Raw genomic sequence first — 19028 nt, 5'->3', positions numbered from 1 at the left:
CGCTTAGAACATACTTTTCAAACCGTCGAATATTGTTTCAAAAAAAGTAGAGAGGTTTAATCCGTTACTGTGATTGAAATAGATATAAACGAGTAATATAATTACAGCTGCAATGATAAATTTTCTGAATGCAAAGGCCAGGAATACAATGATGGCTGGGAAGATAATCAGCCACATGCTATTGATCGCATAAGGACTTAATGTTCCTTCTTTTTTGTATACATATAGGAGCTTACTGTGTGTCCCAGTTTCGTTTTGATGTTTGATATAAACGAAGGCAGAACGCTCCAGTTGTAGCGGAAGAATAGCGACGCCATCATGAAAATTTAATGGTTGTGTGAAGCCGCTTACTGTAAATGTATAAGCACCGTTTATCTTTTCAATGGGATTGTCTAGTGTATCGGCTGCTATGATGGCTAGTTTACTGTTTTTAAGTAAACTTTCTTTTACTATAAAATTATTAATGTCTGCCTTTTGTGCAAAGGTGTAGCTGCTGCAAGCCAAAAACAGGAGGAACAAATAAATTTGTCTCATTCTAAAGATCGTTTATTGTAAATTAGGTACCCCAAATGTAATAAAACGCCGTTTCTTTTTATCGGATCGTCATATAAATTATAACTGAGGCTTATTGGGCCGATGGGTGTATGGTAAACTAATCCGGCAGTACCTGCGTAATGCCATTTGGTAAAGGACGGTTGGTACTGTACATTCTGAAATCCTGATTTTTCAAATTCCTTGTAGGGTAAGAAAATGTAGCCTTCTACACGCAGATCGAGGTTTCTTCTCACATTGTAAACATTTTTAAGTCCGCCGGCCAGGTAGCTGCTTGCACGGAAGTTTTCAAGGAAGAGTGATTTGCTATCCTGAAGGGGATAGAACGCTGGAGCAGCAAGTAATGTAGAGTAGTAGTTGGAAAGCAAAGGCTGGTTAGATATTACTGCTTCTGCCTGATAGCCCAAAGTATATTTGTTGATTTTTAAAAAGTAGTTTTCATCGCTTATTTTTAGGTTAAGCCAATGTCTGAATTGTTTGTTAACCAATGTTTGGGCAGCAGTAACCGTACCGCTGATAGCCACAATGTTGCCAGGTGTGTAACTTTCACGGCCAGCGAAATAATTTAGGCTTAACAAGAAGTTTCGCCCTCTGTTGGCATACTGTTTCCGGTTAAAGGTATATTGTTCAAATGATAAACTAGATCTCGAACCGTTGAACACAGTTTTCTCTAATTCATCACCTACAGAAAATGTGTTGTTGGGACTGTACCTGTCATTATTGTTGATAAAAGCGGTTCCTAATATTATCCTGGTATTTCTGTTTAACGGCATGCCTATTTTGAGATCAATTTTCCGGTCGGACTGCTCAATATAAGTCGGATGAGGGTTTTCAATAAAGATTGAACTTGTTTTGTAATAGTTAAAGTGATTGTAGGTCACATCTGCGCCAAGAAACAGTGGTAAACGGGTAGGGAAGTCTATACGTCCGGTCATTTGCACAGATTCGTAAAAACGTCCGGAGTAAAGGTTTAAGCCAAAGGTGTAGGACTTTCTGTTAAGGTAATTGTATTGCACCCCTAAGAAGACATTACTGATGGGTCTGGTTGAGATGTTGCCTCCGAAGTCGATTTTTAAGCTTTTGGTCGGCTGTGCCAATATTTCAAAGTTATAGCTGTCGGAAGCTGCATTGTAAGATATTTTAGGGTATATGGTTTCAAAAGTTTCATCTGCCACCAGTTTGTAGTATCCACGTTTAATATCGGTCAAATCAAATGTTGCCTGGTCTCTTTTAAAAAGGCGCTCTATATATTTTTTCTGTTGCGTATTTACGCCGGTTACCGTTACATTGCTGAATATCAGATCTGGTTTTTTCTGATTGAAATCGCTCCTTCTTTTGATCAGATCAGCATTGTTTACTCTTCTTTTTATTTTCTTTTTAATTTCATCCATATCGGCCATCGTTGCTTCATATCCTTGTTTTATGAGCAATTCGACCGGGTTAAAGTTAGTTGAAGTATAATCTTTAAGGTTGGGTTGGATGTAGATGCCATTATCGCCAATAAGAGTTGAGTCGGACTTGGAAAGGAACATGAACAACATGAGCCTGTTCATCAATCTTTCATCGCGATTTTTTGGGTATTCATTATAATTTTTTGAGGACACATTGGCACCAATCATGACGTCGGGGTTGAATTCCTTCTTCATGATATCTGCCGGGAAATTGTTGTACAGGCCACCATCAAATACATATTTGTCATCCAGTTTTATGGGCCTGTATATCAGCGGGACTGTCATGGTAGCCCTTACAGCTTCGGCTAAACTTCCTTTCTTTACGGTGATACTGGTTTGCGACAATACATCAGAAACCATGCACCTGTAAGGGACAAAGAGGTTGTCAAAATTGTCTTTTGAAATGGCTGACGCTTGCGAAAACAGTTCAAGGAGTGCAAAATTTAGAGGGATATCATTGATGATATTGGACCTGAAACTTACACGTAGACTGGTGTCGAGGGACAGTTTTGCTGTTAAAATGGATGGATTAACGGGTTGTTTCTGGAAGAAAAAACTGTAGTCACTCCGAAACCGACCGTTTACCCAGTCTTGAAATTCGGGGCTTAAAGCTACCATTTCTATTTGCAATGGGGAATATCCAGCTGCATACATGGCGCCTACGATACCGCCCATAGAGGTACCGGTGATATAATCAATAGGGATATTGTTTTCTTCGAGGGCTTTTAATGTACCGATATGTGCAATGCCTTTGGCACCACCACCACTCAATACAAGCCCTACCTTTTGGGCATATAGGGGGAATGTCAAAAAAGCTAATATAAATACAAGTATCTTTTTTAATAACATCACCCCTAAAAATAGGGAAATTAGTTTAGAATGAAGATATTATAGGTGAGCACAGTAGCAAAACTTACCCATAGGATGTATGGAATAAAGAGAAGCCCTGCTGTTTTATCTATTTTATAGAACATGATGGCATTAATGATTACTACGAGCAGCAGGAATATGATTTCGAATAATGCAACGCCTATTTGGCGCGTATAAAAAAAAATAAAGGACCACATCAGGTTAAGGATCAGCTGAATTAAATAAATGGCAATAGTTCGTGGAAGCTGTTTAATGGTATGTCGTTTTTGCCATACCAGGTATGCGGCTATGCCAATTATAATGTAGAGGGTAGTCCATACCGGAGCAAAAATGCTGTTAGGAGGATTGAATGAAGGTTTTGCCAGTGTTATGTACCAGGTTTTTACAGAGCTGGCGGTAAAAAAGGCGCCTAATGCTCCAATAGCAAGTGGAATAGCAATATTTACGACAAAAGCGATGGGATTGAATTTCATATATGGTTGATTGGAAATGGCAAAGGTAAGATTGGTTTGGTTAGGATTCAAGCTTACGGGTTAGGTATACAATTTCTTTGATGGATTCGTCCATTTGTATAGCTGTATGCTTAACCCTGGCCAGGAGTTCCAGGTTATCGGGATCATTTGGCTGTTTAATGTTAAATAGGTCGACCAGGCCAAGTAAATTAGATACCGGGCCGCGGATCTGGTGTGCCTGTACCCATGCAATTTCTTTAAACTGTTTGTTCTGACTTTCAATTTTTTGCTGATAATTTTTTTGATCAGTATTGTCAATAAAATATATTGCTAGTCCTGTATCCGTTGGATAAGCATTTACTGCCAGCCAAGAGCCTAGAACAGGGTTGAATTCTTCGAAATGAACGGAGATATTTTCATTCATTGCTTTATGATATTGTGTAAAGAAATCAAGATCTGCCAGCTCAGGGAAAGCCTCCCATAGGTTTTTTCCCAATAATTCATCCCTGGTACGTTTCAGTATTCTTTCAAACTCTTTATTGATATAAGTAAAATTCCAATTTTTGTTGACGGTAAAGAAGCCATCGGTGATACTCTCCAGTATATTTTCAATCTCCTCAGCTTTTTTCTTTACTGCGAGTTCAGCTTTAACACTTTTATCGATGTCCATAGCCATTACCAATTTGCAGCTTTTACCAGCAAACAGAATCTGATGGGTAAAAATATGGACGTAAAATATTTCTCCGTTCTTACGGGTATGTAACCAGATTCCGGCGTTTGAATAGTCGGGGGGTAACTCTTCGTTGATCTTATAAAAAGCGTCTAATTCTGATTCCGGTCGAATGTCTTTTGCAGTAAGCTGAAGGAGCTCTGTTTTACTATAGCCATATTGTTTCAATGCAGCCACATTTGCTTCCAAAAAGCGATAGGACTCCTTTTCATAGATATACATTGGACTAGGGTTTTCCTTGAAAATGTTTAAATAGTTATGCGAGTTTTTCTTTCTGTAGATGGCAAGCTGGATGGTTTTCTTTAACAGTAAAGGCTCAGTCCATGATTTGAGCAACCAATCATCGGCCCCCACTGGTAGTAACTGTCTTGAAGAAACAGTGTTCGTAATGATAATTATAGGTACTGTTGGAAAATCTGAATGTAGCTGTAGCACTCGCTTAGCTGTATTTTCCATGTTTTCTGTAAGGAATAAAATGATTTCGTAGCCTGAAGTCCGGCCTTTATTGTGAGTTGATTCCCTACATACAGTCAGTTGAGATAGTTGGTAGCCGATATTTAAGAGCTGATGGCTAAGAAAATTTTCGTCCTCGTTGTGGTTGTTTTCCTTAACAATTAATACATTTTGATCGAACATTGTAGGTTACGTTAAAACCAATTAGTCATATAGCTATTGAATTTATTCAAATTAATGCAGACATCAAAATTTTGTTCGTATAAAAATATTGCAATTGAATAGATCTATTCGCTTTATTGTGACTTGTAGGATGAGAATGAATTACTTATCTTAGGAGTAAAAAAAATAGATTATGAAAAAAATAATTGTACTGGCAATGATTGCAGGAATGTTTAGCTCTTTAACACTTTCTGCGCAACAGGATAAAAGCAAAAGACCAAGTCCGCCTGCCGTTGTAAAAGAAACACTGAATTCAGGAGCTACGGTGACTATAGATTATAGTCAGCCTTCTGTAAAGGGCAGGACAATAGGTAAGGAAATTGCACCATTAGGTAAGATATGGCGCACCGGAGCTAACGAACCAACTACATTTGAAGTTAGTAAAGCAGTAAAAATTGATGGAAAGGCACTGCCTGCTGGTAAATATGGTATGTATTCTATTCCAGGTGAAAAAGAATGGGTGATTATTTTTGGTAAAAAACCAGATGTATCTGCTGATAAGCATATTGAAGCCGATGATGCTTTACGTATTAAGGTTAAGCCTGTTAAAGCTGCTGCTTTCACTGAAAAAATGACATTTAAGATTGATAAAGGCGGAAAAGTAGCCTTAATATGGGGTAATATTCAGGTTCCTTTCACAGTAAAGTAATTTGGAGTGGATTTTAATTAAATGAATCCATATATTTGCGCTCCTGTCTCCGTAGTTCAATGGATAGAATTTTGGTTTCCGGTACCAACGATATGAGTTCGAATCTCGTCGGGGACACTTCAGAAAGAGGGAATTTCAGCAATGAGATTCCCTCTTTTTTTTATTCAATTATTTGATTTTCAGTGTTTTCTTCTTTTTATAGTTTGGTTGATTTTTGATCACAAAAATCTTACTACTTATTGCTAGTTTTGTGGTTTGTTTTGTTTGTAATTGCTTGTTTTATAGGTGTTTGATTTTGTTTTTCTGATCGAAGTTATAAAGAAAAGTTCGATCTCCAGGGAGGGTTACAAGTTAGTTATTTGATTTTTTAATTGCTCATTGTTAATATTTGCACTGTCGTCGGTGACTATAAGTTATATTTTAATATAAATCCTTGGATTGTCATTAAGCGAGTAAGCTGATATAAAAATATCAAAAAAGAACCAAGACCCAATTTATTTTTATAATGATTATCTTTAGGCGATAGCTAACACGATAATTTCCGATTCTATATGAACAGTTTTATTAGAACTCTTGTTGTAGCCATATTTGTAACGATGTTACTCCAGTCCTGTATTAAAGATCCTCCGGTAAACCCAGAAGCCGATATAGAATTGTTTAACGTTGATAACGCATTACTTACCGGAGAGGTATTTATTGATCAGGAAAGTAGTGTAATCACACTTAATTTAACTCAAAATGCTTTCAACAATGGGATTGTACCGCTAATCAAAGTTTCTCAGGGGGCATCAGTTACTCCTGAGTCCGGATCTCGGATTACGTTTGAAAAGGATGTTGAGTATGTTGTCACCTCGGCTTCGGGTGAAAATAGAAAAATATATAAAGTCAAAGTAGTTAATGTCGGGCATTGGGACTTTGATTTCGAAGATTGGTCTCTAAGTCCTTCTGATCAGTTTGAATTTCCGATTGAATCAAATAATACACAGGTTTGGTCTTCAGGTAATCCAGGAGTAGCTTTAGCTGGGGTTCCACAACGTGCTGAAGCTTATCCAACTCAGTCCACAGATGATGGATACCTGGGGTCAAAAGCTGCTTCACTGTCAACCATTAAGGGTACATCGCTGTCTGAATTTATAGGAATCCGTCTTTTTGCTGGCTCTTTGTTTCTTGGGGACTTTAATGCTTCACAGGCATTACTTAACCCCTTAGCTGCAACAGAATTCGGTCAGCCTTACATAACGGGGCTCCCCACAAGATTTACAGGCTACTATAAATATTCACCAGGCTCAGTTTTTCAAGACCGCAATGGTAATCCTATTGCAGGACAAACTGACAAATGTTCTATCTATGCTGTAGTATTTAATGGTACAGAGCGGTTAAACGCAACCAACATCATGACCTCTGACCGGGTGATTGCGCGGGCCGAACTAGCAGATGGAGGAGCTAAACAGCAGTTTACACGTTTTGATATTCCATTTGTTTATTCTCCAAATGGGGTAGCAGGAAAAAATATTATGGTTGCAATTGTAGCTTCTTCAAGCTCAAGAGGTGATGAATACATTGGAGCAATTGGTAGTAAGTTAACATTGGACAGTTTAAGGATTATCCCTCAATGAAAAATATATCGTATCTAATGGGCGTTTTATTAATGCTCTTTTTTAACCAAATTAGTTTTGCTCAGGGTGAACCAACTTCCGGCATTAAAAAGTTCTCACATGCTGTTACCCTTGGTTATAACTTAGGAGCAACCGCACCTTTTTCCCTTCCAAATACAATACGAGAAATCAATAGCTATCAATTGTTATTTACGCCGTCAATTGGTTATGAGGTGAAACGTCATTTCAATGATCGCTGGGGTATAGGTGGGGGAATCCAATTTGGAATTAAGGGAATGAAGGTTACAGACAGTGTTCAATATTTTCACACTATTTTGACGATGGAAGATGGACAGTTTGAAGGAGATTTTAGCGGCACCAATCAAACGCAGGTGTATAACGCTTATTTAGTAGTCCCACTTTATGGAGTTTATCAATCTAAATTGTGGAGTTTTAAATTGGGTGGTTATCTGGCTTATGCAATGTCTAAACGTTTCAAAGGATTTGTAGCTGATGGATATATCCGCAAGGGAAATTCACTGGGAGGAAAGGTCTTAATTGATAAATCTTCTTTTGATTTTTCAAATGAAATGAAGGACTGGGATTGGGGAGTATATGCTGGTGTTGGGCGTAGATTTGATGCCAATTGGTCTGTGAATTTTAATGTACAGTTGGGATTGGAACCTATTTTTCCCGATTCTTTCAAAGGGGTTGGGTATAAACTTAGAAATATTTATACGAACATTGCTGCGTCTTATAATCTGGGAAGCTTCTAGTTTTGGGATATTAAATATATAGGTGTTTGTTTTTGGAGGATTAATGACTCTGATAAGATTGTCAGGTTTTTTGCGAACAGCAAGAAATATAAAAAATCCATTGAATTGTATATAGTTTGTACAATGATGTTCAGGAATGGATTTTGCCCGATTTATCGCGCTTAGCTAATACTTGGTGGTTGCATTAATATAGAAATTGTTGGAAAGCTAAAATAAATTCCGGGAGAGTAGAAAGGTGAATAGATACAAAAAACGCAAAATGGATATTTGTCTTTATGCTCGGTTCAATTGCAATACCTGTGGTTAATGTTGAAAGTTAAGATTACCTGCGAAAGTATTCTGAAATAGTGATTTTTGCTATTGATTTTACGGTTCTAGCGAGGAAAGGTGTTTACCACAATGTGAACAGAATTTGTCTTTTGAACTATGAATTACGTAGTGGCAGCTGGGACACTTTTCCTTTGCCTCTTCGGTAGCTCTTGCCATTTCCACTGATACTATTCCGGTGGGTACGGCAATAATTCCGTAGCCGATGATCATAAGAATGCTGGCCAGGAATTGGCCAAGAGGGCTTTGAGGCGATATATCTCCATAGCCGACAGTGGTAATGGTAACGATTGCCCAATAAATGGATATGGGTATACTGGTAAAACCACTATTGTCATCTTCTATAATGTACATTAAGGTGCCAATAATCGTCACCAGGGTAATAACACTTGCTAAAAAGACAGTGATTTTATACATGCTGGACTTTAATGCACTTTTCAAGATATTTCCTTCATACATGAATCGGGTCAATTTCAGGATTCTGAAAACACGCAATAAGCGGAATGCTCTAATGACTACCAGGTATTGGGTGCCCATAAAAAGTAGGCTCAGGTATGTCGGAAGAAATGCAATAAGGTCAATAAAACCATAGAAGCTAAAGATGTACTTAAATGGTTTGTGACTACTATAGACCCTCAGTGCATACTCAATGGTGAACAGGACAGTGAAGATCCACTCTAAAGATTGGATTAATGTCCCATATTCATTTTTGAAACTGGCGACACTTTCCAGGAAAACAGAAAGTATGCTAAGCAGGATCAATACCAATAGGACCATGTCAAATAATTTTCCAGCGGGAGTGTCCGACCTGAAAATGATGATATAGATTTTTTTTCTTAAAATATCATGGCTTCTTTCTGGCATATTCTCTTAGTTTATATTACGAAATTGGAAGGATGTAATAACCATTTTTGACGAAAGGCTGAATCTTATTCTTCAATATTGTGTTTTACAAATAACAAACATGCATCGCTTTCCAAATGAAGGATTTCATTGGCTACACTTCCCATAAAAAGAGTAGTTAGCGAGGTTACACCTTGAACCCCCATTATCAGTAGGTCTGCTTTCTCTTGTCTAATATGATACATTAGTGCAGATGCGATGTTTTTATCTTCGGCTGGAATTATCTTCAAAGGAATGGATTCGGGATAGAGTTTAGCCCATTTTTCTGACTTCTTTTTGATGTCAGCTCGGGTGTTTTCCTTAATCTCTGAAGTCGGAAGCCCCGGGAAAAATTGCCAGGCTAATTTTGAAATGTGTAAAGGTTGAAAAGACAGCTGTTGTAGCTGGCTGTATTTTTGAATGAGGTTTCCCCATTGCATCACTGTGCTGGTGTATTTGGAGAAATCTACGGCGCCAATGATTTCTTTCGGTGCTGGATTATAGGTTTCCGGAACAAGAAGGGTCTCGAATGGAAGCATGCGGATTAGCTTGTGAGCTAAACCACCATTGCCTTCCAGGTTTTGTTTGTTACCCAGAACAGCAAGGTTGATGTGGCTTTTTTTTGCTTTCTTAGTAAAAGACAATTCCGTGTAATCTTCAAATGTAACTTCAATTTCATAGGGTAATTGATCGCCTATAATGGAAGGTATGGTCGCAGCTAACTTATTTTTAATAGTAGTGGAAATGGTATTTAATTTTTCTGGACTTTTAAATGATTCAGGTAGTTCGGTTTGTTTGATGTTATGGAAAAAGGTAACCTTATTTAAAGGGAGTAATTGTGCCAAAAGCTTGATGTATTGAATCAAAGCATGGTCCATTTCGGAAAGGTCGAGGCCTACCAGGATGTTTAGTTTATGGGTTAAAGTCATGGTGTTGGTCATTAATTGATCAATTACTTTTGGTCAGCTAAAAGATCTGCAATGGTTTCTTTGTAGCTCTTTTCCTGTTTGGAGCGTAGTTTCTTTTTGTTTTTGTTGAGTTCTTCCTGTAGTCCTTGTTTCAGACTGTAGCACATGAGCAGTATAATGACTGCAAAAGGAAGACCGGCGATAATTACGGCCGTTTGTAAGGCTTCCAATCCGCCGCCCCAAAGTAAAACTATTGCTACTATAGCTTGAAGGAATGCCCAAAATACCCTTTGTAAGGGGGGCGTATAGGTAGCATTACCTGAGGTGATATTGTCGATCACTAATGAGCCGGAATCTGAAGAGGTGATGAAGAAGAACGCGACAAGAAGTACAGCTAGGCCTGATAGAATGGGAGTAAACGGAATTTTTTGTAAGAAAACAAATAATGCGGTGGAAATATTAGAGTTTACAGCGTCTATTAGACTGCGGTCTCCTTCCAATATAAAATGAAGAGCGGTACCTCCAAAGATGGTCATCCATAGTAAGGTGATAAGGGCTGGTACGATTAATACACCCAGAATGAACTCTTTAATCGTTCGTCCTTTTGATATACGGGCAATAAAGCTTCCTACGAATGGAGACCATGCAATCCACCATGCCCAGTAAAAGACAGTCCAGGAATTTTGCCAGCCGGATTGCCGGTAACTGTCGTTCCAGGTACTGATTTCAATGAAATCTGCCAGATAGGCCCCTGTATTCTGAATGAATCCTTTTAGGAGGTATATAGTGGGACCGAATGCAAATATCAGCACCATCAAAAGGAAAGCCATGATCATGTTTCCCTGGCTAAGTAGCTTAACGCCTTTATCCAGTCCGGAAACAACAGAGATCGTTGCAATTGAGGTGACGATAATGATGATAAATGATTGCAGTGTGGTTGAGATACTCCAGCCAAATAAAAAGTTTAAACCTGCATTCATTTGTTGTACGCCAAGTCCCAGGGAAGTGGAAAGCCCAAATAGGGTAGCGATTACCGATAGTATATCTATGGCATGTCCCCACCAGCCATGTATACGTTCTCCCAGGAAAGGGTAAAATAGCGACCTAAAGGTAAGAGGCAATTTTTTGTTGAAAGAGAAAAATGCAAGTGCAAGGCCTACTACTGCATAAATGGCCCAGGCATGTAGTCCCCAATGCAAGGCGGTAAATTTCATCGCTTGTATGGCTAACTCGGGATCAGAACTCACCGGCCTGGGAGGTTGTGTAAAGTGTGAAACGGGTTCTGCAATACTGAAAAACATAATGCCTATCCCCATTCCTGCGCTGAATAACATGGCGAACCACGATAAGTTACTAAATTCCGGCTCAGCATCGTCACCCCCAAGGCGGATCTTTCCAAATTTTCCAAAGGCCAGATAAAGACAGAATCCAAGGATAAAGTTTACGGTCAGGATTAAGAACCATCCTAAATTTGCAGTAATTAAATATTTGGTGTTATCGAACCAGGTTTCTATTGAATGCTGGAATATCATGCAAAGCATAAGGCTACATACAATCAATGTAATTGAGGTATAGAAAACTGGTTTATTGATGACGAATTTAAAATTCTTGTTATAACTGTTAAACATATAGTTAGTTTATGATAGCTAAAAAGAAATTGTGACCAATTGGTCAGAGCTAAGGTTGGTAAGATATTAAAATTAAACAAAATAACTTGAATTGGGAGATTCAATACTTTAGGCTTGTCTTACCGGTTAAAAAAAACAACATGTTACAGGCAATTCCTTTCTGGATTGCTTCGATCATTACCGGACTGATTGCTGTGATTTATACCAAATTGTTTTTACTTGCTGAAGTGTTAACCAGTTATGTATTTCATCATTCTTCCTGGCTGTTGTTTCTTTTAACACCTATATGCTTTATTTTGAAAGTAGTTTTGCGGCCATTTAACCCCAAAGTGATTCTTAGCCATTATCTTGGTATCCGGAACTAAAAACATTAAAGCTAAACTATTGAGGATATTGTTTTTCGATTAAGCGGTTAACTGTGCTGAGTAAATGGTCAAGGTTAAAGGGTTTACTAATGTATGCGTTTGCAGCTGTGTTTTTCTTCATTACATCTGTATTACAGTGAGCAGATAACATCAATACCGGAATATTTTGATATTTTGAACTGGCTTTAATATCATTACATAACTGCATCCCGTTCCCATCGGGAAGGCTAACGTCGAGAATAAACAAGTCTGGTAAGTGGTGGCTGTTAAAATTTTTAAAGGATTTTATGGTAGAAAATGCAATTACATTTATTTCTTCTTCATTAAGCAAAAATTGTATGATATAGGCAATATCTGAATCGTCTTCTACTAAGTATACACATTTGTCCATCGGCCCAATTTAGTTTATCAGAAAGTTTAAAGCAAAAATTTATTTAAATAATAGCCCAATTAGTGGGCTATTATTTGTGGTCATCAATACAAGATTTCCATTGGTGATATCCCATAGTGTAGAGTTTTAGATTATAAAAGATGAACAGTAGTAGGCTACCTAAGGTTTCAATTATCTCCAATTTATAATGATGACAGATTAATTTGTTATTTTCATTATTTACTGAAAATGGACTATATTTTGCTGTTGTCTTGTTTTTCTACTAAACATATTTATTTTGAAGAAACCTCAACAAAAAAAAACAGGTCGGCTTTTTAGGATTATTAAATTGTCGGTGGCCAGACGTTTTAACCTTCATCTGGATAAGGCCGATGAAGATGATGTTGTGCTTTCTATTAAAAAGAATTCAGATTTTGTAGGGGCAAATCTCTGGACTTTAATATTTGCGATTCTAATCGCATCTATTGGATTAAATGTGAATTCTACGGCTGTGATTATAGGGGCTATGTTAATCTCTCCATTGATGGGGCCAATTATGGGGATTGGACTTGGGGTGGGGACCAATGATTTTGAGCTGGTGAAGAAGGGGTTACGCAATTTGCTGATCGCTACCCTGATCAGTGTTGTAGTTTCTACGATTTATTTTTGGTTAACTCCTTTACATGATGCTGAGAGTGAGCTTCTGGCAAGAACTACGCCATCTATTTGGGATGTGTTTATTGCTTTTTTCGGTGGTCTCGCCGGAATTGTGGCAGGAACGCGCAAGGAGAAAAGTAATGTGATCCCTGGTGTGGCTATCGCTACGGCTTTGATGCCACCTTTATGTACAGCTGGTTTCGGCCTGGCTTCAGGCAATTTTTATTATTTCCTTGGTGCGATTTACTTGTATTTTATCAATAGTGTGTTTATCTGTATCAGCACCTATTTAATCGTACGTTTTCTGCGGTTTGGTAAGAAACATTTTGAGGATCAGGAAACTGAAAAAAAAGTCAGTCGTTACATTATGATCATTGTTACGGTAGCAGTACTACCCAGTATTTACCTGGCTTATGGCATTGTGGACAAAAGTATCTTTGAGAATAATGCACAGCGGTTTATCGCTGAGCAGTTTCAATTTAAAAATACCCAGGTGGTGAACAGATCTTTAAAATACAACCGCTCAAAAGGTAATGAAATCGATTTGCTGCTAATTGGATATGAGCTTTCAAACTCGAAGATGGATTCTATCAGGAATAGTTTAGAGGATTATAAGCTTGGGACTACTAAATTAAACATACGCCAGGGATTGAATGCAAAACAGGAAATTGATTTTTCACAAATAAAAGCGAGTATCCTGGAAGATGTTTTTAAAAAGGATTCCTCAGCTAAGGTCTCCAATCCTCAAGTGTCTTTATTGGAAAGGGAACTGCCGGATATCCGTTCAGAACTTATGGTGCTTTATCCGGAAATGCTGGATTATACGGCAGCGAATGTTGTTGTTGATAGGTTGGATAGACCTGGAAAGGATACACTAACAATGGTAGTGGCAGGCTTTTCAAAGCCTGTTAAGCGTGCAGATCGTGTTAAGCTCAACCAATGGCTAAAGACAAGGTTACAGGTAGACTCTTTAAGGTTGCTGATTCCTTAACGTATTGCGCTGAATTCTTGTTTATTTTATTTTTTGTACTTTTACGCTAAATCCGTCAGATCATTGCTTTGGGCATTTGAACATTTGTTCTGTCATAAATAGCCTGGATGATCTTTTTTCTTACTGAGGTTTATCCTTATATATCAGCATAAAGGAGCTGTGTTTGCATGATGATATTTCCATTTTTAAGGAAATGTTGTCCTATTTTATTATGAAAAATTCAAACTTCATTCAACCAAGTAGCATTTTTGAGTATGTTTTCTGGGGCAATTCTGTTTATCAATGGGTTGTCGCAATAGGAATTGTTGTTTTTTTGTTCCTGTTTATCAAACTGTTTAAGTTTTTTGTGGTGAAAAAGGTCAAATCCTGGGCTTTGACTACCAATACAACCTGGGACAATTTTTTAATTGCTATCGTTGAAAGTTCGGTTATTCCACTACTTTACGTTAGCTCTTTTTATTTTGCATTATCTACGTTGAATATTTCGGATAAACTCGATAAGATCATTCATGTGGCTTATCTGGTGGTTATCACCTATTTTGTACTTAGGATCATCAGTTCAGCTTTTAGAAAATTTGTTTATTCTTTTATACAGCGTGAGGAAAACAGTGAGAGTAAGGAGAAACAGGCGGGTGGACTGATTGTGATTGCTAATGTGATCATCTGGATCCTTGGGATTATTTTTTTAATGGATAATCTGGGCTACAATGTGACTACACTAATTGCCGGTTTGGGTGTTGGTGGAATCGCTATCGCATTGGCTGCCCAGGCTGTGCTTGGAGACTTGTTTAGTTATTTTGTGATCTTTTTTGACCGTCCTTTTGAAATTGGTGACTTTGTTGTGGTGGGTGATAAGAATGGTGTGATTGAATATATCGGCGTTAAGACTACCCGTATTCGTACACTGAGCGGCGAACAGCTGATTTGTTCGAATACAGATCTGACTAACTCCAGATTACATAATTTTAAGCGCATGCAAAAACGGCGGATTGTATTTTCTTTTGGGGTGACTTATCAGGCTACACATGCTCAACTGTCGGAGATTCCTGAAATAATAAAAAATACCATTGAAAAAAGAACAAAACTTCAGTTTGATCGTGCGCATTTCTCTGGATATGGGGATTTTAGCCTGAACTTTGAGGTGGTATATTATGTGCTTGATCCGGACTATACGGTATACATGGACAACCAGCAGGCTGTGTATCTGGATATTTTTAAAGCTTTTGAGGGCAAAGGAATTGAATTTGCTTATCCGACACAAACACTATTTGTCAGTCCGCAAAATGCTTCTTTAATATAGATTTTTAGGAGCTTAGCATTGGTCTTTTCTTTTTTTATTGTTCAATGTTAAAATACGGTCTTAAGATATCTTCAAAATTGTAGAATCCATCCGGCAGCTTCAGGAGGTTTCGGGCTACGAAAATAGCTCCGTTTCCAAAGGCTTCTCTTGAAATCGATTCATGAATCAACCTGACGGTTTGATAAGGGAAACCAAATATCAGCTCATGTTTACCTACTATTCCTCCGGCTCTTACCGAGTTGATTTGGGAAACATCAAGGTCTAGTGCATGCGCGATTTTTACAGCAGTTCCTGAAACTCCCTCTTTTTGTTTAAAGTGCTCTTCTATAATCTCAATGTCAACACCGGGAGCGATTTTCTGAAGAAACTGAGCGGAAAAAAGAAGATAATTAACTCCTAAGGTTATATTGGGTGACCAGAAAACAGTTGTCCGGGTTGATAGCTGATCCAAAAGTGCTAATTCTTTATCGCCGTAGTGTGAAATTGCAGATATGATTTTGATTTTCTGTTTTGCTGCTTCCTCACCGTATTGATGAATACTTTCAGTTGATGAGAAATCAATAAGAATATCGATCGGATGCTTTTCAAATAGTTCCTTGATATTCATGTGTTCACCGGAAAAGATGAGCCCTGGCTCGTCACTCTCCAAACCTAGAAACTCTGGAACTGATCTGTGTTCTAAGACGGATGTTTTTCTAAATACCCATTCCAGGGAAAATTCCCTGTTCTGCAAAATCACCGAAGCTACTGCTTTCCCTGTACGTCCAAATCCTATTAATCCTACTTTAATTTTCATCAGTATAAATTTGTTTTCAATTGTGATGAAGCTACTAGATTTATTCATCCCACTGTGTGGTTTGAAAAATCATGGTGGTTTCATGATTTTATTTTTTTGATTTTATTCGTCTGGGTGATAAACTTACGCCCTGGATTTCGAGACTTTTTTCAATACTATGGTTCCTAAAATTCCTGCGATTACAGATGCTATTAATATTCCATATTTGGCCTGATCGATGAAGATGGGGTTTTTAAAGGCAAGACCGCTGATGAACAGGGACATGGTGAAGCCGATTCCGGCAAGCAGGGCTACTCCAATCAGGTGACTCCAGCTGGCCTGTTCTGGTAGTGTGGCCCATCCAAGTTTGATCATGATCCAACAGAATAGCAGGATGCCTACAAATTTTCCGATCAACAGGCCGGCTGCTACGCCAATAGAAACCGGATTAATGATCGAGGAGAAAAAATCTGATCCGATAACAATTCCGGCGTTGGATAGGGCAAACAGTGGCATGATACCAAATGCAACCCATGGATGTAGGGCATGTTCTATGGTCTGCAGGGGCGTTTCTGCTGCCATACTCAAAGTTTTTACTTCCTGAATTGTTTTGTTTTGCTTCTCGGTAATCAGGTTTCCTCTTTCGGGGATGTCTTTTTCAAAATCGTAGGAAAGTTTGCGCAGATTCTCAGAATATATATGCTCATTAATCTTGGTAACAGCCGGTATGGTAAAGGCAACAAGTACTCCAGCGATAGTGGCATGAACGCCGGACAAAAGGAAGCCTACCCATACTCCGAATCCGATAATCAGGTAAAATGTGCTATTGCGAATGCCCATTAGGTTGCCGATAATGAGTGCTGTGAGAAAACAGCCAGCGATAATTAAGGGTAAAAAGTGTATTTGTTCTGTATAAAAGAAAGCAATTACAAGTACTGCACCCAGGTCGTCAGCCACAGCCAGTGCCGATAGAAAAACTTTTACCGAGGTGGGTATGTGTTTACTTGCCATAGACAGTAAAGCCAGTGCAAAGGCAATATCTGTTGCCATGGGGATTCCCCATCCATGATCGGCACCTGTACCTTTGTTGATGGTGAAATAAATTAAGGCAGGTACAATCATGCCGCCAAGGGCGGCAGACATGGGTAAAGCTGCTTTACTCAATGAGGAAAGTTCCCCTTCCATAAATTCCCGTTTGAGTTCAAGGCCGATGACAAAGAAAAATACTGCCATCAGGCCATCATTGATCCAGATGTGAAGGGGGTGGCTCAGGGTAAAATCATCAAATCCAATAGAAAAATTAATATGCCACAGGTGTTCATAAAAATCGTGATAGGCGGAATTGGCCCAAATAATGGCAACGATGACACTAATCAGCAAGACGATCCCACTGGTGTATTCCAGGTGTATGAAGCGGCTTACCGGGGCGATGATCTTATCTATAGGTGATTTTTCTATCATGGTATGTCAAATATCTAATTGGTTTAATTGTAGTTGCCATCAAGTTACCATGATGGTTACCATTCATCCGTATTTTTAATGCCTAATGATTTGGTATTAAAAATAGGGTCTTTGCCGGCTTTGCGTTGCTGTTGGTAATCTTTAAAAGCCGTTAAAGCAGGTTTTCTAAGTAGTAGGATGGCTAAGACGTTTAACCAGGCCATAACACCTACTCCGATATCTCCCAAAGTCCATGCAGCTTCGGCAGTTTTGACCGAGCCATAAAAAGTGGCTGCAAGAATCAGAACGCGTAAAATCCATACTGCCCATCTGTTGCCTTTTTTATCCAAATAGCTCAGGTTGGTTTCAGCAATGTAATAGTAGGCCATAATGGTGGTAAAGGCAAAGAATAACAGGGAGATTGCTACAAATCCTGCACCAAGAGCAGGGAAGTGTGAATTTACTGCGTATTGGGTATATTCTGCGCCAATTTTTGCACCCGGTAGGTTTTCAACTATAAAACCGCCTTTGGGGTCAATGACATTGTATTGACCGGTAAACAGGATCATAAAAGCTGTGGCCGTACATACAAAAAGGGTGTCAACATAAACTGAAAAAGCTTGCACCAATCCTTGTTTTACTGGATGGCTTACTTCGGCAGCTGCAGCTGCATGAGGTGCGGTTCCCTGACCTGCTTCATTGGAATAAATACCTCGTTTTACGCCCCAGGCTATGGCCATACCAAATACGCCGGCAAATGCTGGCTCAAGGTTAAAAGCTGATTTTATGATGAGCATAATTACAGATGGAATTTGGTGGATGTGCATCACCATAATAATAATGGCCATCAGGATGTAAGCTCCTGCCATAAAGGGTACAACGATCTCGGCCACTTTCCCAATCCGCTTTACCCCACCAAAAATGATCAGTCCAAGTAAAACCGCTACCGCTATGCCCGTATAAGCAACTGGAATCTGGAAAGCGTTGTGCATACTCAGGGCTATACTGTTACTTTGAACACCCGGCAGGAATAATGCCGTACTCAATATAGTAGCTACTGCGAAGACAATGGCGTACCATTTGATGCCCAATCCTTTTTCAATGTAAAAGGCAGGGCCACCACGGTATTGGCCGTTGTTGACCTGTTTGTATATCTGCCCTAAGGTAGCTTCTATAAAAGCTGAGGCACTTCCTAAAAAAGCGATCAGCCACATCCAGAATACTGCTCCTGGACCCCCCATCGCAATAGCGGTTGCAACGCCTGCGATATTCCCGGTTCCGATACGGCCGGAAATGGCAATGGCGAAAGCCTGGAATGAGCTTACTCCTTTGGATGAACTGCTCCCTCCAAACAGAAGACGGATCATTTCTTTGATATATCGGAGTTGTACAAAACGGGTGACTATTGAAAAATAAATGCCTGCTCCCATACACAGCAAAATGAGTGCATTACTCCAGACCAGATCGTTTATTTTACCAATGATTTCTTCCATGGGGGGTAAAATAACGGAATATTTTTAAAAGAACTTCTAAAAAGCATAGAGAAGCTGGAAAAACTCTGTTCTATATTTTAATGCAAATGCTATGAATTGATTTAAGATTACTCAGCGTTGTTTATGATTTAAACCTTTTTAT

17 protein-coding genes and 1 tRNA gene are annotated in these 19028 nt (G+C 38.8%); 7 read left to right on the top strand and 11 right to left on the bottom strand.

Annotated elements, in window-relative coordinates:
• Positions 1-3: 3 nt before the first annotated feature.
• Genes R2Q84_RS06900 through R2Q84_RS06885 form a run of 4 tightly spaced genes read right to left on the bottom strand, consistent with a single transcriptional unit; the run spans position 4 to position 4691 of the window.
• Positions 4-534, bottom strand: a complete 531-nt coding sequence (locus R2Q84_RS06900) for a hypothetical protein (RefSeq protein WP_316815801.1) — start codon at positions 532-534, stop codon at positions 4-6.
• Positions 531-2813 carry a patatin-like phospholipase family protein gene (locus tag R2Q84_RS06895; RefSeq protein ID WP_316815800.1) on the bottom strand — a complete coding sequence of 761 codons (2283 nt, stop codon included), beginning with the start codon at positions 2811-2813 and terminating at the stop codon, positions 531-533. The genes R2Q84_RS06900 and R2Q84_RS06895 overlap by 4 nt, the downstream gene beginning before the upstream one ends.
• A gap of 59 nt (positions 2814-2872) precedes the next feature.
• Complete coding sequence (locus tag R2Q84_RS06890; protein ID WP_316815799.1) at positions 2873-3346, bottom strand: TspO/MBR family protein; 474 nt, start codon at positions 3344-3346, stop codon at positions 2873-2875.
• Positions 3347-3386: 40 nt separating this feature from the next.
• Positions 3387-4691 carry a PAS domain S-box protein gene (locus R2Q84_RS06885; RefSeq protein WP_316815798.1) on the bottom strand — a complete coding sequence of 435 codons (1305 nt, stop codon included), beginning with the start codon at positions 4689-4691 and terminating at the stop codon, positions 3387-3389.
• A gap of 172 nt (positions 4692-4863) precedes the next feature.
• Between R2Q84_RS06885 and R2Q84_RS06880 the strand changes: the two genes are divergently transcribed.
• The 4 genes from R2Q84_RS06880 (at position 4864) to R2Q84_RS06865 (ending at position 7750) form a co-directional block, all read left to right on the top strand.
• Positions 4864-5379, top strand: coding sequence for a DUF2911 domain-containing protein (locus R2Q84_RS06880; protein WP_316815797.1), 516 nt, complete (start codon positions 4864-4866; stop codon positions 5377-5379).
• Between the two features lie 45 nt (positions 5380-5424).
• Positions 5425-5496: transfer RNA gene (locus tag R2Q84_RS06875), tRNA-Arg, on the top strand.
• A 434-nt stretch (positions 5497-5930) separates the two neighbouring features.
• Positions 5931-6995, top strand: coding sequence for a PCMD domain-containing protein (locus tag R2Q84_RS06870; protein WP_316815796.1), 1065 nt, complete (start codon positions 5931-5933; stop codon positions 6993-6995).
• Positions 6992-7750: an outer membrane beta-barrel protein gene (locus R2Q84_RS06865; RefSeq protein ID WP_316815795.1), complete on the top strand. Its 759-nt coding sequence runs from the start codon at positions 6992-6994 to the stop codon at positions 7748-7750. Before R2Q84_RS06870 ends, R2Q84_RS06865 begins: the two co-directional genes overlap by 4 nt.
• A 366-nt stretch (positions 7751-8116) precedes the next feature.
• On the opposite strand, the gene R2Q84_RS06860 is transcribed toward R2Q84_RS06865, so the two are convergent.
• The 3 genes from R2Q84_RS06860 to R2Q84_RS06850 form a co-directional block, all read right to left on the bottom strand.
• Positions 8117-8941: an ion transporter gene (locus tag R2Q84_RS06860; protein ID WP_316815794.1), complete on the bottom strand. Its 825-nt coding sequence runs from the start codon at positions 8939-8941 to the stop codon at positions 8117-8119.
• Positions 8942-9006: 65 nt separating this feature from the next.
• Positions 9007-9888: a universal stress protein gene (locus tag R2Q84_RS06855; protein WP_316815793.1), complete on the bottom strand. Its 882-nt coding sequence runs from the start codon at positions 9886-9888 to the stop codon at positions 9007-9009.
• A 23-nt stretch (positions 9889-9911) separates the two neighbouring features.
• Positions 9912-11495 (bottom strand): BCCT family transporter, encoded by a 1584-nt coding sequence (locus R2Q84_RS06850; RefSeq protein ID WP_316815792.1) that lies wholly within the window; start codon positions 11493-11495, stop codon positions 9912-9914.
• Positions 11496-11635: 140 nt separating this feature from the next.
• Between R2Q84_RS06850 and R2Q84_RS06845 the strand changes: the two genes are divergently transcribed.
• Positions 11636-11860: a hypothetical protein gene (locus R2Q84_RS06845; protein ID WP_316815791.1), complete on the top strand. Its 225-nt coding sequence runs from the start codon at positions 11636-11638 to the stop codon at positions 11858-11860.
• Between the two features lie 16 nt (positions 11861-11876).
• Here the strand turns inward: R2Q84_RS06845 and R2Q84_RS06840 are convergent, their stop codons facing one another.
• Positions 11877-12251 (bottom strand): response regulator transcription factor, encoded by a 375-nt coding sequence (locus tag R2Q84_RS06840; protein ID WP_316815790.1) that lies wholly within the window; start codon positions 12249-12251, stop codon positions 11877-11879.
• Between the two features lie 277 nt (positions 12252-12528).
• Between R2Q84_RS06840 and R2Q84_RS06835 the strand changes: the two genes are divergently transcribed.
• Together R2Q84_RS06835 and R2Q84_RS06830 are read left to right on the top strand one after the other, a co-directional pair.
• A complete protein-coding gene (locus tag R2Q84_RS06835) occupies positions 12529-13878 on the top strand; it encodes a TIGR00341 family protein (RefSeq protein WP_316815789.1) in 1350 nt (449 codons plus the stop codon).
• Positions 13879-14089: 211 nt separating this feature from the next.
• Positions 14090-15178 carry a mechanosensitive ion channel family protein gene (locus R2Q84_RS06830; RefSeq protein WP_316815788.1) on the top strand — a complete coding sequence of 363 codons (1089 nt, stop codon included), beginning with the start codon at positions 14090-14092 and terminating at the stop codon, positions 15176-15178.
• A gap of 34 nt (positions 15179-15212) precedes the next feature.
• Here R2Q84_RS06830 and R2Q84_RS06825 read toward each other — a convergent pair whose 3' ends face one another.
• The 3 genes from R2Q84_RS06825 to R2Q84_RS06815 all read right to left on the bottom strand — a co-directional run bounded on the left by R2Q84_RS06825 (position 15213) and on the right by R2Q84_RS06815 (position 18886).
• Positions 15213-16022 (bottom strand): 4-hydroxy-tetrahydrodipicolinate reductase, encoded by an 810-nt coding sequence (locus R2Q84_RS06825; RefSeq protein WP_316815787.1) that lies wholly within the window; start codon positions 16020-16022, stop codon positions 15213-15215.
• A 75-nt stretch (positions 16023-16097) separates the two neighbouring features.
• Positions 16098-17414: a Na+/H+ antiporter NhaA gene (gene nhaA, locus R2Q84_RS06820; protein ID WP_316815786.1), complete on the bottom strand. Its 1317-nt coding sequence runs from the start codon at positions 17412-17414 to the stop codon at positions 16098-16100.
• A 56-nt stretch (positions 17415-17470) separates the two neighbouring features.
• Positions 17471-18886, bottom strand: a complete 1416-nt coding sequence (locus tag R2Q84_RS06815; protein ID WP_316815785.1) for an alanine/glycine:cation symporter family protein — start codon at positions 18884-18886, stop codon at positions 17471-17473.
• Between the last annotated feature and the right edge of the window lie 142 nt (positions 18887-19028).

Source organism: Pedobacter nyackensis (genome assembly GCF_032678475.1).
In the GTDB taxonomy this organism is placed as follows: domain Bacteria; phylum Bacteroidota; class Bacteroidia; order Sphingobacteriales; family Sphingobacteriaceae; genus Pedobacter; species Pedobacter nyackensis_A.
The sequence above is the reverse complement of the archived record's forward strand: the minus strand, read 5'-3'. Positions and strand labels throughout refer to the sequence as shown.